This window comes from Methylotenera sp. E1MeOHC1 (assembly GCF_058745595.1).
The window spans coordinates 1,128,585-1,144,139 of the sequence record NZ_CP196025.1 but is presented as its reverse complement, the minus strand read 5'-3'; the positions used below and the strand labels follow the sequence as shown (position 1 = coordinate 1,144,139).

11 protein-coding genes are annotated in these 15,555 nt (G+C 44.9%); 5 read left to right on the top strand and 6 right to left on the bottom strand.

Annotated features, from left to right (window positions below; genetic code table 11):
- Positions 1-7: 7 nt before the first annotated feature.
- A complete protein-coding gene (locus ACSSU7_RS05215; RefSeq protein WP_492517654.1) occupies positions 8-1,708 on the bottom strand; it encodes a potassium channel family protein in 1,701 nt (566 codons plus the stop codon).
- Between the two features lie 26 nt (positions 1,709-1,734).
- On the bottom strand, positions 1,735-2,109 hold the full coding sequence (locus ACSSU7_RS05210) for a DUF6394 family protein (RefSeq protein WP_492517653.1): 375 nt from the start codon (positions 2,107-2,109) through the stop codon (positions 1,735-1,737).
- 207 nt (positions 2,110-2,316) lie between these two features.
- Here ACSSU7_RS05210 and miaA point away from each other — a divergent pair, with 207 nt between their 5' ends.
- From miaA to ACSSU7_RS05195, 3 genes are read left to right on the top strand one after another with little or no spacing between them, the layout of a single operon-like run.
- A complete protein-coding gene (gene miaA / locus ACSSU7_RS05205; protein WP_492517652.1) occupies positions 2,317-3,273 on the top strand; it encodes a tRNA (adenosine(37)-N6)-dimethylallyltransferase MiaA in 957 nt (318 codons plus the stop codon).
- A gap of 21 nt (positions 3,274-3,294) precedes the next feature.
- A complete protein-coding gene (locus tag ACSSU7_RS05200; RefSeq protein WP_492517651.1) occupies positions 3,295-3,885 on the top strand; it encodes a hypothetical protein in 591 nt (196 codons plus the stop codon).
- A 9-nt stretch (positions 3,886-3,894) separates the two neighbouring features.
- Positions 3,895-4,824 (top strand): DUF2157 domain-containing protein, encoded by a 930-nt coding sequence (locus ACSSU7_RS05195; protein WP_492517650.1) that lies wholly within the window; start codon positions 3,895-3,897, stop codon positions 4,822-4,824.
- 70 nt (positions 4,825-4,894) lie between these two features.
- Here ACSSU7_RS05195 and dapC read toward each other — a convergent pair whose 3' ends face one another.
- Complete coding sequence (dapC, locus tag ACSSU7_RS05190; protein ID WP_492517649.1) at positions 4,895-6,097, bottom strand: succinyldiaminopimelate transaminase; 1,203 nt, start codon at positions 6,095-6,097, stop codon at positions 4,895-4,897.
- 14 nt (positions 6,098-6,111) lie between these two features.
- Between dapC and ACSSU7_RS05185 the strand changes: the two genes are divergently transcribed.
- Positions 6,112-7,008, top strand: a complete 897-nt coding sequence (locus ACSSU7_RS05185; RefSeq protein WP_492517648.1) for a DMT family transporter — start codon at positions 6,112-6,114, stop codon at positions 7,006-7,008.
- Between the two features lie 80 nt (positions 7,009-7,088).
- Here ACSSU7_RS05185 and ACSSU7_RS05180 read toward each other — a convergent pair whose 3' ends face one another.
- A complete protein-coding gene (locus tag ACSSU7_RS05180) occupies positions 7,089-9,215 on the bottom strand; it encodes an EAL domain-containing protein (RefSeq protein WP_492517647.1) in 2,127 nt (708 codons plus the stop codon).
- 349 nt (positions 9,216-9,564) lie between these two features.
- Between ACSSU7_RS05180 and ACSSU7_RS05175 the strand changes: the two genes are divergently transcribed.
- A complete protein-coding gene (locus ACSSU7_RS05175; RefSeq protein WP_492517646.1) occupies positions 9,565-12,105 on the top strand; it encodes a chemotaxis protein CheW in 2,541 nt (846 codons plus the stop codon).
- 113 nt (positions 12,106-12,218) lie between these two features.
- Here the strand turns inward: ACSSU7_RS05175 and ACSSU7_RS05170 are convergent, their stop codons facing one another.
- Positions 12,219-13,322 (bottom strand): PilT/PilU family type 4a pilus ATPase, encoded by a 1,104-nt coding sequence (locus ACSSU7_RS05170; protein ID WP_492517645.1) that lies wholly within the window; start codon positions 13,320-13,322, stop codon positions 12,219-12,221.
- 120 nt (positions 13,323-13,442) lie between these two features.
- Positions 13,443-15,551, bottom strand: coding sequence for an O-linked N-acetylglucosamine transferase family protein (locus tag ACSSU7_RS05165; protein ID WP_492517644.1), 2,109 nt, complete (start codon positions 15,549-15,551; stop codon positions 13,443-13,445).
- Positions 15,552-15,555 lie beyond the last annotated feature (4 nt).

Here is a 15,555-nt window from a genome sequence, read left to right as displayed (position 1 = left end):
AGCGTGATTAACTTTTTCTTTTAAATTTCTTTTCTAACCAGCGCCAAACCAAGCTGTTTGGTACTTCTATCCCATCAATAATGTAAGTCAGTGTTTTAGTATTATTGAGTATAGAGGGCAGGGTAGATTTAGTCTCCGGGCTGCCGCAGAATAGGATTTTATCCCCAGCTTTTAAGCGGGTGTTAGGGTCAGGTACTAGGCTGGGCGTGTTGTTGCGCAATAGTAGAATAGGTACCAGCTCCAGTTGCTCCTCTCTATTGGCAGGGTCTTGCATTAGATGTTGCACGCTGACATTTAACCCAGCTTCCATGAGTTCGATGACTGCTGGCGTATCTTCTGTGTCAATTCTGATCGCCCAAGTTTCGGGTACCGTTTCGCCCATGGTCATTACTAACTGGCTAATTAATTTGTTTGCCCAGTCATTGGTTTGGCCACGCGCCAAACTTAAAAACTGTGCCAGCAAAGGTGAGATCATGTGTGCCAAACACTCATGGGCAATAATCTCGGTCGGCTGCATGGTAATGTCTGCGTTAAACTGCTTAAATAGCCGCCCGTTGTGGCGTCTGTTTTTGCGAATCACCACAAATAATTTGGGGTTTAGCTCAAAGGCGGTCATCACAATGGATAGGTTGTTCGTGTCGTTATCTGTGCCTGCAACGATACCTACGGCGTTTGTAATATCGGCTTCGAGTAAAGTTTTTGCCTCGGTACCGCTTCCTACAATGCAGTAATCGCAGCCTGTCAGTTCTGGCATGGCTTCAATGATTGTGGTGGTAATTTGCTCGCGTTCTAGGTTCTCTACTACCGATTTTCCGAAACGGCCATAACCACAGACCACCCATCTACCCTTTGGTGGGTTTTCTGGCGGCGGTAGCGTATCTCCAGGCACACCTGTTAGCCACTCATGCAGCAGATAGGTGCCTAGTGCATGTACGCGCATTGCCAATTGGTCGCCGAACAGTGTGTAGGGGTTGATGATATGGTCAGTACCGAAAGACGCCATATTCGCCGCAATATCATCGCGCTCTGCACGTGCAATCACCAATAGCTCTGGGTTCATGAGCTTCACGGCAACCGCTACTGCTAGGTTGACATTGTCGTCATCTGTCAGTGCAATCACGCCGCTGCATAGCGGGTGCAGCACGCCAGCCCTTTCCAGATTTTCTGGCAAGATTGCGTCTGCGCATAAGTAGGGAATGATGTTTCTGGTGTCTATCAGCTCCAGCTCATTGAGTCGTTCTTGCTGTGGCTCAATTACTACTACGCGCATGCCTTTTTCATCTAAGGCTTTAGCGAGCAGGTTGGATGATTGCCCATAACTGCAAAGTATATAAAATGGCTCTTGTAGCTGGCGTACCTTATTGGCAAAGCGTTCTGTGGTCACTGCTTGGCGTAACCCGGTGTCTTGCAGCAAAGTGATAATTTTACCGACAGCGTAAAACCAAGGAATCACCGTCAGGTAAATTGAAAACGTTAACCATAAACGCTGCGCTTTGCTATAGGCGTAAGGAATCTCGCCAAAGCCTATGGTGGTTGCCGTATAGCTGATGACATACAACGCATCAAAAATACTCATTTTCCAAGGGTGGCCTTGGTCATCCTGCCCCGGCATCAGGGTTAAGCCTATGATGGCAATGGCAAAGCTAACGATAATGAGTATCAGCGGGCGCCTTAAGCGGCGCAGTATCAGAAACAGTATGCTATCCATGCTGATCAACTTGCGATGCTAAGTGCTTAGCGTTTTTGGCTGATGGTTTCAGAAATTAACAGTACAACCGAGATAATGTTAGCCATTAATGCGCCACCTGATAAAGACACAATGTACACCGTTAAGCTAGATTCGTCATAAGTGCCACTGAGTGCTGCCCATAGAATGGCTGCTGCAATCAGCTGTAAGTCAGCCGCTAAACTGGTGGATAACAAGATGGCACCGACATGTGTGCGGTCGCCAAATTTAAGTACCGTAGCAATCAAGCTCACGATAATGGCTGCGTAAAGCTCATAAACATGGTGGTGGCTAGGGTTGTCAATATCGCCAATAAAAAATCCAAAATTCAGTGTCATGGCAAGAACGATGAAAAAACCAAAAACAACTTTTTCTAAATTCATGGATAATCCTAATCAACAAAATGAAGTGCAGGTGTATGGTGTAATCTGTAGCGAATATCGTATGTTTACAGCAAACTAACGCTAAATAATATTATACAGCTTTCATTTGTTATTGATTGTAAGAAGTAAGGCCCCGAAAGGGTCATTATGATGTTTATCGGCAAGTATCCAACCCTAGCATGCTGCCTTAAGTTAAGAATGTATTGAATGAATTTAACCACACTACCACCAGCCATTTTTGTGATGGGACCAACCGCAAGCGGTAAAACCGACTTAGCCGTTAGTTTGTATAAAAAACTACCGATTGAATTGATTAGTGTAGATTCTGCCTTGGTTTACCAAGACATGGATATTGGCACGGCTAAACCTAGCGCAGAAGTGCTGGCACAGGCGCCGCACGCTTTGATTGATATTATTCCGCCTACTGAAGTTTATTCTGCAGCGCATTTTAGAAGTGATACGCTTGAATTAATGGCTGATATTACAGCGCGCGGCAAGATTCCATTACTGGTAGGCGGCACTATGCTTTACTTCAAGGCGTTAGAGGAGGGGTTGAGTCAGTTGCCAGAGGCCGACCCTGAAGTTAGGCAGAAAATTGAACAAGAGGCGTCGGAGGTTGGTTGGCCCGCTATGCATGCCAAGCTGGCGTTAGTGGATGCTGAAAGTGCTGCACGCTTACAGCCTAACGATGTGCAAAGAATAGAGCGTGCTTTAGAGGTTTACCGCATTACAGGGCAATCAATGACTGCGCTACACCAAGCAACGAGAGGTGATACTTTGCCATACCGTTTGCTTAAAATCGCCTTGGTGCCGAGTGACCGTAAAGTGTTGCATGCGCGCATCGCATTAAGATTTGATCAAATGCTAGCCGATGGTTTTATACGTGAAGTAAAAGCATTAGTGGCGAATTATCCTGCGTTAACAGCGGACAGTACCTCCATGCGTTGTGTGGGCTACCGTCAGGCATTGGAGTATTTGGCAGGAGAGTATGGTGAAGCTGAGTTGCGTGACAGAGGCATTTTTGCGACTAGGCAGCTGGCAAAGCGCCAACTGACTTGGTTGCGCAGTATGAAGGACTTGCAACAAGTGGATTGTCTGGATCCGCTGATGCAGGAAAATGTGTTCAAGGCTGTCACTGCGTTTATTAATGAAGCAGTGATTTAAAGAATTAGTGATTAAAGGACAATGATGAAAAACTTTATTAAAGAAAACTTGGTTTTAGTTGTTGGTTTAACCTTTCCCTTGCTGTTGATTCTTGTTTTCTTCGCCTCGACGGTGATACCCAAGCTGATGAGTACACCGCCGCAATATGAAGTGTTATTTACAACTAGGTCGTATGACTATCAAAATACGGCGGACTATATGCTAGATTTTGCGGTTAAAAATCAGAAATTGACAGTTAAAGTAAAGAAACATGAAGGTAAAGATATCAATTACGATTTAAAACGGCTGATGGCTTACGATGCCAAGACAGGTACGGTTCGTGAGATTGCCATAGATATGCAGCAGGTGCTTGCTTCAGCAACAGATGGTGTTGCAGTGTTGCATGAAACTGAAAATATGCTGATTGATACGGCAATTGTTTCGCCAGATGGTTATACCTTAGATGGCCCCAGTTATGGCGGGGGTGGTTTGATGGGTGGGCTGTTTGGTGGCGGTAGCAGAGATAGCGGCTTTAGGCTTAAAAAGGGCAGTATCGGTTACAAGATTCCGCATACTCAGCAACATAATTACTATAACCAAGTGCAACTTATCGGATGGGTCATCAAAAAATAAGGGGTTGGTATGTCGCTCAAAGATGATGCTTTACAGGATATTGTTGCATTAGCGCAGCATAATCAGATCACGTTGGCAGAAATTGCACAGGCACTTGATGCGTCTTCAGTGCCGCCTAATGTTGCGCCCGCCAGTGTACTTTCCAAGTTGTTTGGCTATGTGGGCGGTATTTTTGTATTTGCAGGCATAGGTGTTTTCATCTCAATGTATTGGGATGATTTTGGCTCTGCATCGCGTGTGATTATCACGCTAGGCTCAGGTCTTGTGGCCTTTGTAATGGGTTTGGTCTGCCTGAGTGACCAAAAGTACGAGCGTGCTGTAACGCCGCTGTTTTTAATGGCATCGCTATTGCAGCCCACCGGTATCATGGTGATGTTGCAGGAGTATTCGTCAGGGGGTGATGTGCGCCATGGCTTGCTGTTTATGGCGGCTTATATGCTGATGCAGCAGGGAGCAACGTTTTGGGCAAAACAGCGCACGGTATTAGCGTTTAGTGCGGTATTGTTTGGCTGCATCTTTTTTGCAAATCTATTTGATATTTGGGGTGTTGATGAAAAACTCATTGGCATCGTAGTTGGCAGTTCATTGCTGTGCATCGCCTATGCTATGCAGCAATCCAAGCATATGGCAATTGCTGCGTTCTGGTACTTTGTGGGTGCGGTGTTGTTATTGTGGTCAATATTTGAATCAGTAGAAAACAGTTTGTTAGAACCTGTTTATCTTGGGGCTACCGCTTTTATCATATTTTTAAGTACCTATGTGCGTAGTAGAACGTTATTGCTGGTGGGTACACTGGCGATGCTGCTGTATATTGGCTACTACACGGCAGAACATTTTGCCAATACCGTGGGTTGGCCGATAGCCTTGGTGATTATTGGTATTGCCCTGATAGGCTTGAGTGCACTTGCTGTACGTTTAAATAATCAATACATCAAGTAGCTTGTGCGTGTAAAGCTAATGACAGCAAGGTTAATCTGTACTGATATAGATTAACCTTGCACTGCGTTGATTAGAAATGAGCGCTGATTCGGTGAGCTGCTTCTATACACTCTTCATGAGAAGCGACTAACGCCATACGGATAAAGTTCTTGCCCGGATTTACACCGTGGGCGTCACGTGCCAACAGGCTGCCTGGAAGCACAGTAATATTGAGGTCACGGTATAGTTTCACTGCAAACTCTGTATCAGAAATGCTAGTGTCTTTGATTTTAGCCCATAGGTAGAATGCCGCATCCGGCACTGCTACGTCTAATACATTACTTAGTAATGGGGTGACGTCTTTAAATTTAGCGGCGTAGAGCCTGCGATTTTCAATCACATGGGCTTCATCATTCCATGCTGCAATAGACGCTGCCTGCACGGCAGGGTTCATCGCGCAACCGTGGTATGTGCGGTAGAGCGTGAATGATTCAATGATTTTTTCATCGCCGGCAACAAAGCCTGAGCGCATGCCAGGTACGTTGGAGCGCTTGGAAAGGGAGCTGAACACAACCAGATTTTTATAGTCTCTACCCAATAGATGCGCAGCTTGTAATGCACCTAGCGGCGGTGATGCCTCATCAAAATAGATTTCTGAGTAGCACTCATCGGCTGCAATTACAAAGCCGTATTGGTCTGATAAGCTAAAAATAGTGCGCCATTGCGCTAGGCTCATGACCTTGCCGGAAGGGTTGCCCGGGCTGCAAACGTAGACCAGTTGTGTACGCGCTAATACATCAGCAGGCACGCTAGAAAAGTCCATGATGTGGTTATAGTTTGGATCTTGATGTGGCAGCGTATTTATAAAGTAGGGGGTAGCACCAGCTAAAAATGCAGCGCCTTCGTAAATCTGATAAAACGGATTAGGTGAAATCACGATAGGATCAGGTTTGGTTTGATCAATAATCACCTGAGCAAAAGCAAACAATGCTTCGCGGCTGCCTGTTACAGGCAAAATGGCTTTTTCAGGGTTGAGTGCAGGAACTTGATAACGACGTGAAATCCAATCGGAAATCGTGCTTCTTAGCTCAATAGAGCCTATAGTCGTGGGATAATTAGCTAAGCCACTTAAGTTATTGACTAAGGCGTCTTTAATTAATAAGGGTGTTTCGTGTTTGGGCTCGCCAATAGATAGGTTAATTGGCTTAAAAGCTGTATTGGGTGTAACACCTTTAAATAGATCGCGCAGACGTTGAAACGGATAGGGCTGTAATAAATTTAGATTTGGATTCATAAGGTAACATTATAGTGAGCAACGCCAATAATAAAAACTTTTTTGCAGTATTCGGCCTACTTTTTGGTGCATTTTGCTGGGGCATTATCTGGTATCCGTATCGCTTAATGTCCGAGGCTGGTGTGTCTGGGGTAGCATCCAGCTTTTATACCTACGCACTTGCGATTATCTTTGCCAGCGTTTTATTAGGTAAGCATTGGCGAGGTGCCAACAAGCTGCCATTAAGCATTGTATGGCTGGGGCTGGTTGCCGGGTGGACCAATCTCAGCTACGTGCTGGCGATTATTGATGGTGAGGTGATGCGGGTGATGCTGCTGTTTTATTTGTCACCAATCTGGACCTTAATTCTCGCCCACTTTTGGTTAAAAGAAAAAACCCGCTTCACGGGTTATATTGCGATTGTTGCTTCCTTAGTCGGCGCATTTATTATGCTGTATGACGCTAAGTTGGGTGGCTTGCCGCTACCGAGAAATATGCCAGAGTGGCTGGCGTTATCTTCTGGCATCGGCTTTTCTTTAACCAATGTGATTACGAGAAAGTCTAGCCATTTAACTTTGGTGGCTAAATCCTATGCGATTTGGATTGGCGTGATGATGGTTGCGCTATTGTTTGTGCCGATTATGCAAACAAACATACCAAGCCCGACTGTATTTACATTAACCGAGTGGGCCGTGATGTCATTAATTGCCTTGCTGTTAATCGCGGCAACTTTTTTTGTGCAATATGGCGTGGCAAAAATTGAGGCAACACGTGCATCTGTGTTGTTCTTGTTTGAACTGGTGGTGGCTGCCATCGCCTCTTACTACTTAGCGCATGAAACCATGGAGCTTAATGAGTGGTTGGGCGGAAGCCTTATTGTGATTGCAGCAATATTTGCAGCGATTCAACATCAGGATCAGGATGCCGCTTAACCAGCGTTAATCAGTGATGGCTGTGTTGTGAGTGGTGTGGCGTGATTGAAAATGGCGGGGCTTGTTGTCGTTTGGGGCGTTTAGTTATCTACCTGATTTAGCAAAAACTGTTCAAACTGCTGTTCCGGTAATGGCTTACTGTAAAAGTAGCCCTGCAGTTGATCGCAACCTATGGATTTGAGATAGTCATATTGATACTGTGTCTCTACGCCTTCAGCAATTACTTCTATGCCCAAGCTTTGACCTAGTACGACAATCGCTTTTAAGATGGCTTTGTTTTTAGGGTCTTCCTCTATGCTGCTGACAAAGACTTTATCGATTTTCAGGCGGTCAATTGGAAAATCCTTTAAATACGCCAGACTTGAGTAACCCGTACCAAAGTCATCAATTGCCAGTTTTACACCAATTTTCTTCAGTGAATGTAATGTTTCGATGAACTTTGATGAGTCATCTATCAGTGTGTTTTCGGTAATTTCAAGCTCTAGGTAGCTGGGGTCTAGCTGCGTCACCGCTAAGATCTTTTTGATGGTGTTGGCTAGGTTGGATTGTCTGAATTGTCTGGGTGATACATTGACTGCGATAGGGATATATTGACCAGTTTTCTGCTGCAGCGCTTTAGCTTTATAGCAGGCTGTAGCGAGCACCCATTCACCTATGGTTTCTATTAATCCTGTTTCTTCCGCAATGGTAATAAATTTTAAGGGGGATATGAGGTCTTGCCCCTCGGGCTGCCATCGAATCAATGCTTCGGCGCCACACACTTTGCCAGTTGCAAAATCCACCTTAGGCTGGTAGTGCAGTAAAAACTCTTCTAGTTCAATAGCTTGACGTAAGTTGTACTCTAGCGTGACACGCTCAGTTAATGCCGCATTCAGCGCTTGCGTGTAAATCTGAAAGTTGTTTCTACCGGCTTTCTTTGCCTTGTACATTGCTGTATCAGCGTTGCGCAGTAATACATTGGCATCAAGGCCATCATCAGGGTAAATGCTGACGCCAATACTACAAGTGACTAGGTAATCTAGATGGTTAATGGTTAATGGAACGGCAACTGCCTCCAGTATGCGCTGCATACTAAGAAAAATATCATTGATGTCGTCTATATTAGTGAGCAGGATAACAAACTCATCACCACCTAGCCTGACTACAGTGTCAATTTCACGCACCGCGCTGGATAATCTTTTTGCCATGATAATCAGCAATTGATCACCGACTTCATGCCCCATACTATCGTTAATCAGTTTGAACTGGTCTAAATCTAAAAATGCAACCGCCATTTTGTTTTTATAGCGATTAGCAAAATTAATGCACAACTGTAGTCTATCGTTGAGCATGTTGCGGTTTGGCAGCCCGGTTAGGCTGTCATGCATGGCTTGATATTCGAGTTTTTCTTCGTAACTCTTGCGGGCGGTGATGTCTTCAACCGTGCCTTCATAATAGAGGATGTTGCCTGACTCATCATTGACGACGCGTGCATTTTCAGAGATCCAGATGGTGCTTTTATCCTTCCGGTAAACCAATGATTCAAACTTCTCTACGCTGTCGTTTTCTTTTAGTAGCTGTACAAACTCTTCACGGCGTCCTGGCTTTACATAAAGCTGCTCTTGTATGTTGTTGAATGCATGAATAAGATCTTGCGGTGAACTATAGCCATACATGCGCGCAAGTGATTGATTAACAATTAAATAGTGCCCATCCGCAGTGGTTTGGAAGATGCCTTCTAGTGTGTTTTCAAAGATTGAACGGTATTTAAGTTCTGCTGCCAGCAGCGACTGTTCAATATCTTTGCGTTTTGCAATATTCTGGATATAGCCCTCTAGGGCGATGACTACGCCGGCATCGTTATAAATTGGGTTGCCACGTTCCAATACCCAAATCACTCTGCCATCTGCATGGTTGATGCGGTATTCAACTTCGTAGCGGTTACCTTCAGTGAGTGCGTTTTTAATGGTTTCACGCACCATCACTCTATCTTCTTCAAACGTCATGACTTCGTAAGAAATGTATTTGTTATGAAGCAGGTCTTCAGGCTGGTAGCCAGTCAGTTCTTTGCAGCCATTGCTTACAAACACCATGGTCCAGTCTTTGTCATACAAGCAGCAATATAGCATCCCTTCAAGGTTATGCATCAGTGCATCATGCATGTGCTTATCATTCTTAAATGCGACCATGGGTGCCCCAGATTGATGTGGTGAAGAAGCTAGTTTCATTGAGTGTTTGCCGTGCCCAAATTAGTGCTTTGTCTGAATAAGCATTAACTGTGCCATCTTGTATTAGATGTTGGAGCTAATGCGTAGCCATGCAAGATCCGCTTTTTGACAGGGGGGTCTTGAGAATGCTTACTGACGCTGAATTTAATGCACCAATTTGTTGCACCTATAAAGTGCGCGACATCACGTTTTGCACCATCTTGAGTTTAATCGTCAATGTAGTAAGTAGCTAGAATCTCTATACATATTCAACCCTGATGGATGGGTATTGCCGGTTGGCTTGTATTTTGCTTCATTGGTAAACATGCAACGGTGCATAAAATAAATATCATAATGATGTGAGTAAATAATGAATCAGATTTCTTCGTTTCAAATCGATAATTACCTGCCATTTATGCGCGACGTGGTGCGTTGTGAGCAGTCGTTACATGAGTTAAATTTAATGTGGAGAATTATTGAGTCTTCAGCAAAAATGAACTGCCCGGTCGAGGCAAAGAGCATACTGCCAACCATGGCTGCAACCCGCGCTGGGTTTAATCGTTTAGAAAAAGAGCTAGTGTTAAGCCTAGTGCAGGAGAAGGTAGCCACCGTGTTTAACGAGATTGGCACCAAGGCTAAATATGTGATTGATATCTTGGTGCGTAACCTTTATGAACGTACAGCAGATGTTGGGTTTTTAGCCACAGATCGTGAGTTATGTAGTTTTGTGGCTGGGCTTGGCGGTAGTGTTGATGATATACGCTTACGTTTGCGCGCTTATAGAAGCAAATATACGGTTTATGACGAAATTATCTTGCTTGATGTTTCCGGCAACGTTTTGGTGCAGATTAACCAAGAGACGCCAATTGAGGGCAGTTTAGATCCGTTGATTTATGAAACACTGCATTCAGAAGATTATGTAGAAACGTATCGCCATACTGATTTACGCCCCAATAAAGATAAAGCGCTGATTTATTCTAAGCGTATGCTTCACCCTGAAACTGGTGCGGTGATTGGTATTTTATGTTTATGCTTTAATTTTGTAGAAGAGATGGCTGGAATTTTCCACTCTCATCGTGACCCTAGTATGCGTTCGGTGATGCTGCTGCTAGATCAGAATCAGCATGTGATAGAAACCAGTGATGCACGCTGGGTACCAGTAGGCGCGGTAGTGCCGGTGAATCATGATGCTAAGTCCAGCTTAATGATCTATGGTGGGCGTGAGTATCTGGTGGCTACCTTTAAAGCCAATGGCTATCAAGGTTATATGGGGCCAAAAGGATGGCAAGGGCAGGTGATGACGCCAGTGGATATTGCATTTACCGGCCAGGAGACTAGCGCGTTAAAGTCGCTTGATGCCAAAGTTGCCAGAGGTTTGCTATCGCATGCGCAGTCATTTTGCCCTCCTCTTTACGAAGTGATGACTGCAGCTTCCACTATACGCAGGGTGGTATGGAACGGGCAGGTCATGACTGTCGGCCAGACTGGCGAGTTGTTTAAACTAAAAACTATCTTAGACCAGATTAGTGAGACCGGCACGCGCAGTAATGAACTATTTGCGCAATCCATCAATGATTTATACGAGACTGTGCTTGCTTCTAGATTACAAGATTCTGAATTTTTATCACATTTGCTGGTGGATTTATTAGACCGTAACCTATACGAGCGTTCTGACGATTGCCGCTGGTGGGCAGTAACGCCGGAGCTGAGGGTAGCGCTGGCTGCTGGGCGTGTAGATGCTGCGAGTGTGTCGCGTATTACAGAGATACTGAACTATATTAATCAGCTCTATACCGTATACACACGTATTTTTGTTTATGATAAACAAGGCGTTATCATAGCCAGTACCAATCCAATGAGTGAAAGCGGATCTATCATCGGCACCACTGTGGACGATGCCACCTTAGATGGTGTGCTGTCTTTATATAATGAACAGCAATACTATGTTTCACCTTTTGAGGCGAGTTCACTTTACAGTGATAGCCCTACCTATATTTATCATGCCGCCATTATGGCGCCTGATGGTACAGATGTGGTGGGCGGGATTGGTATTGTATTTGATGCCACGCCTGAATTTAATGCCATGTTGCTAGGTGGTATTGCAGAAAGTGAGTCTATTAAGGCTTTTTATATTGATCGGCAAGCTAAGATTATTTCTAGCACCGACCCTAGTCGACCAGTGGGTTCTACCTTAGATATTGACCCAGATTTACTGAGTATGCCTAATGGGAAAAGCGCATCCCGTATTGTGATCCGTGATGGGCATTATTGTATTCTTGGCTGCAGTGTCTCTAACGGTTATCGTGAGTTTAAAGTGTCTGACGGGTATAAAGAAGATGTGATTGCCGTGGTTTATGATGCGTTTGGTGAGGTGCGTAACCACTTTAGTTCCGGTAATGATTCCGCTTCGATTATACATAGCTCTCCTATTCAGTCGTCTGACCCTGAGTTTGCTACCTTCTTTGTGGACGAAACACTGTTTGCGCTGGAAGCTGAAATTGTTTTAGAGGCATTACCGGCATCAGAGATTTCTTCGGTATCTATCGGCAGCCGCTCTGAGCGGGTAGGGGTGGTTTCGGTGCAGCATGAAACCAAAGGATCACATTACGTTTGGGTGTACGACTTTAGCTATCTGCTAAGCGGTGTGCCTTCAGTGGTGGATAGTAATAGTCAGGTGATTGTCATTATGTGCGGCGAGCATAAGGTTGGCTTGCTGGTGGGGGCACTGCACTCTGTGGCGCAGTTCAGTGAAAACCAAATTAGCACGACACCGTTAGCGAATGACAAAAGAGGAAACCTGATTAAATGGATTATCAAAGCTAATGACGGTAATCTGTTTATTCAATGCGTGGATGTGGACTTTTTATTAAGAATGCTGACCAATCCGTTTGACCCAGTGAAGCAGCAATAAACTCAGTAAGTTTTAAACCATGATGTAACGCCTATCAGATGTTTGGGTAGGGGTTACATCATTTTATCTACTCATGATTGCGCAGTGGTTAAGCAGACCAAGATGCCTATATATTAAATACCTAGGCCACTGCCGCCATTACGCGTGCCTTCAGCAGAGAAACGTATTTTTAACGACAAGTCATTACGCGAGTCAGCATAAGCCAAGGCGTTTTCTTCGTCTATTTTGTCGTTTGAGTATAGTTTGAATAGAGATTGGTCAAAGGTATGCATGCCAATATCGGTATTCTCGGCCATGATCTCTTTAATTTCTCCCATTTTTTGTTTTTGGATTAGCTCGCTCATGTAGGGCGTGTTAATCATTACTTCCGTGGCGGCGATACGCTTACTTTGCTTACCGGGGATCAAGCGCTGCGATATGATGGATACGAGGTTCATTGATATGCCTAGCAACAAACCATTTCTGCCATCTTCTGGGAAGAAGGAAATAATACGTTCTAGTGCTTGGTTAGCGTTGTTGGCATGCAATGTAGCTAAACATAAGTGACCAGTTTCAGCATAAGCTAGCGCGTTTTTCATGCCGTCCATGTCGCGTACTTCACCAATCAGAATCACATCAGGTGCTTGGCGCATGGCATTTTTAAGTCCATTCTCAAATGAGAGTGTGTCGATACCAATTTCACGTTGGTCCACGACAGACTTTTTATGCGGGTGAATAAACTCGATGGGGTCTTCTAACGTCAGAATATGGCCATTGCTTGTTTCATTGCGGTAATCAATCATGGATGCCAGCGTGGTTGATTTACCCGAACCTGTTGCACCCACCACTAAAATCAGCCCGCGTTTGCGCGAGATTAAATCTTTAAGTACCGGCGGTAGCCCCAAGCTCTCTAATGAAGGGATATCAGTCTTGATATGCCGAATCACCATACCAACCTCACCGCGCTGTCTAAACACATTAACGCGGAAGCGACCAATGTCTTTTTTGCCTAAGGCAAAGTTGCATTCTAGTGTTGATTCAAACTCTTTGATTTGATCTGCACTCATCAGTGAGTAAGCAATTTCTTTAATCATGCCAGGCTGCATGATTTGTGCGTTGATGGGGGTGGTTTCACCTTCAACTTCTATATGGATACTGGTACCCGTGCTGAAAAATAAATCTGAACCACCTTTGTCCAACATGAATTTCAATACAGGGGTGATATCGATTGCTGCCATGGTTGTGTCCTGAATATTCTCAAATGTGTTTTGTTTTTTATAATTTAGTGCATTTGCACATCAATGACTTTAGCATAATTTTAATTGAACTCGTCAGTCTGCGTGGCATGGTGATACGAGTTACAACCTAAGGTCTGCAATTATCTTTAAATAGGCTTGCTCCAGTGATTGGGTGAACTGCACCGTATCAAATAAGGCAGATGTCATGTTCTCATTCTGTAGTTTTTGTTTGATAGCTGTCAGTGCGCTTGGGTTTTGAGCAAGTTTAATTGCAATTTCCTCATGTTCGGCTAATGAGGTGCTTATCAGTTGTGTGAGGCCTGCCGCCTGCAATAAACTGCCCGCAACACGTGATGCAAATGTATCACCTACGCAGGTTAACACTGGCAAGCCCATCCATAGAGCATCGCTACAGGTAGTGTGGGCGTTGTAAGGTTGCGTGTCTAAAAATAGATCGGCATGCACATGGCGTGCAAGGTGATCTGCAATATTGACGCGCGGTGCAAAAATAATGCGTTCAACTGCAATACCGCTGCGTTTAGCTTCACGCCACAAATTTTGCTTGGCCCACGTGTTGCAGTCTAGTAGCCAAAGCACACTGTTGGGTAGTTTGGTGAGTAGGCTCATCCAAACGCTAAAGATATCTGGTGTGATTTTGAATGACTGATTAAAGCTGCAAAATACAAAAGCGTCATCCGGTAGGTTGCACGCCTGACGCGTAGGCGTTTTTCCAATCGGGCGTTTGCGATCGTTAGGCTGGTAGCTGTGCGGTAATAATGCCAATTTTTCTGCGTAGTGGTTGGCAGTGTCAGCAGGCGTGATAAAGGCATCTGTTAATAAGTAATCGAACAGCGGAGTGCTAGGCGCATTGTGATGGTAAATTTCACCCATAGTGCCGGGAAAACCGAGCCAGTTAATGTTGATTTTGGCTGGGCGCAGGGCGGCAATACCGGTGCGGCTGGTTTGGGTAAAGCCGGTTAAATCCACCAAAATATCAATGTTGCAGCTATGTATTTTTTTTGCGGCGTCTATGTCAGTGAGTGCGCGTATATCGTGAAATTGATCAAACGCTTTTTCTAATCGGGTTCTGGCACTGGTTTTGTCATTAACCCCATAAGAAAACGCATAAGTCTCAAATCGGTTTTTATCATGTAGCTCAATCAACTCACTGATGAGAAAAGCGAGCGGATGTAATCTGAAGTCTGCAGATAGATAAGCGACCTTTATTTTCTTGTTGGGGGTGACTAGTGGTGTAAAGTTGAGCTGTTTGCCTAACTGGATCAGCTGCGTATAGCGGTTATTGGCCCAGTTGCTGGCACAGGTTTTTTGCTCTTCTGCGGTAGTAGTGGGCATTGCCAAAAAAGCGAAAGGCGATATTTGTGCGCTGGGTTCATGTGTGACCCAATGGCGAATTTGTTGAATGTCATGTTCCAGCCCATCCCAATCACACATATGCTGCTTTTGGTGCACCAAATGTACTTGGGCGTGATATAGCTTGGGGTTGAGTTTGAGCGCGGTTTGATAGCTTGCCACCGCTAAATCTAGCTGGCCTAACTCACGCTGTACGTTACCTAAGTTGTTATACGTATCTGCATCGCTGGGGTTGAGTTGAATCGCCTTTTGGTACTGTTTAGCCGCGTCATGCGGTTTACCTAGTTCGCGCTGGGCGTTGCCTAGGTTGTACAGCAACGTTGCGTCATGTGGGTTAAATTGCAAGGCCTCCTGAAAGCAGCCTTCAGCCTGAATAAAATTGCCAAGCAGATGCGCTTGATTGCCCATTGATGATAAACAGTGGCACAGTGCTTCACGTACATCATCAGCTTTTGGTCTTACTCTTATCACACGGCGGTAGTAGCCTGCTGCCTCTTCAAATCTGTTAGCGGCCAGCAGTGTGTTGCCAAGGTTAACTTGTACGTCTAAGTCTTTAGGCTGCAATAAAATCGCCTGCTGAAAGCTCTTGATGCTAGCCTCTATGTTGCCAACAGCGCGCAATGCTAATCCGTAATGATTTAAGTAATCTACTTCTTTGGGGTTAATGGCTAAGGCTTGCTCAAGTTGCATCACTGCAAGCGCATTGCGATTGGTTTGATAATACACAAGACCAAGCATGTGATGTGCGTCGGCTAGCTTAGGTTGTACGGCGAGCACCTGTTGGTAGAGCGCTTCTGCCTCTGCGTACTGACCTGCACGATGATATTGAACTGCTGTTAGATACTGAGATTGCGCCATGAGC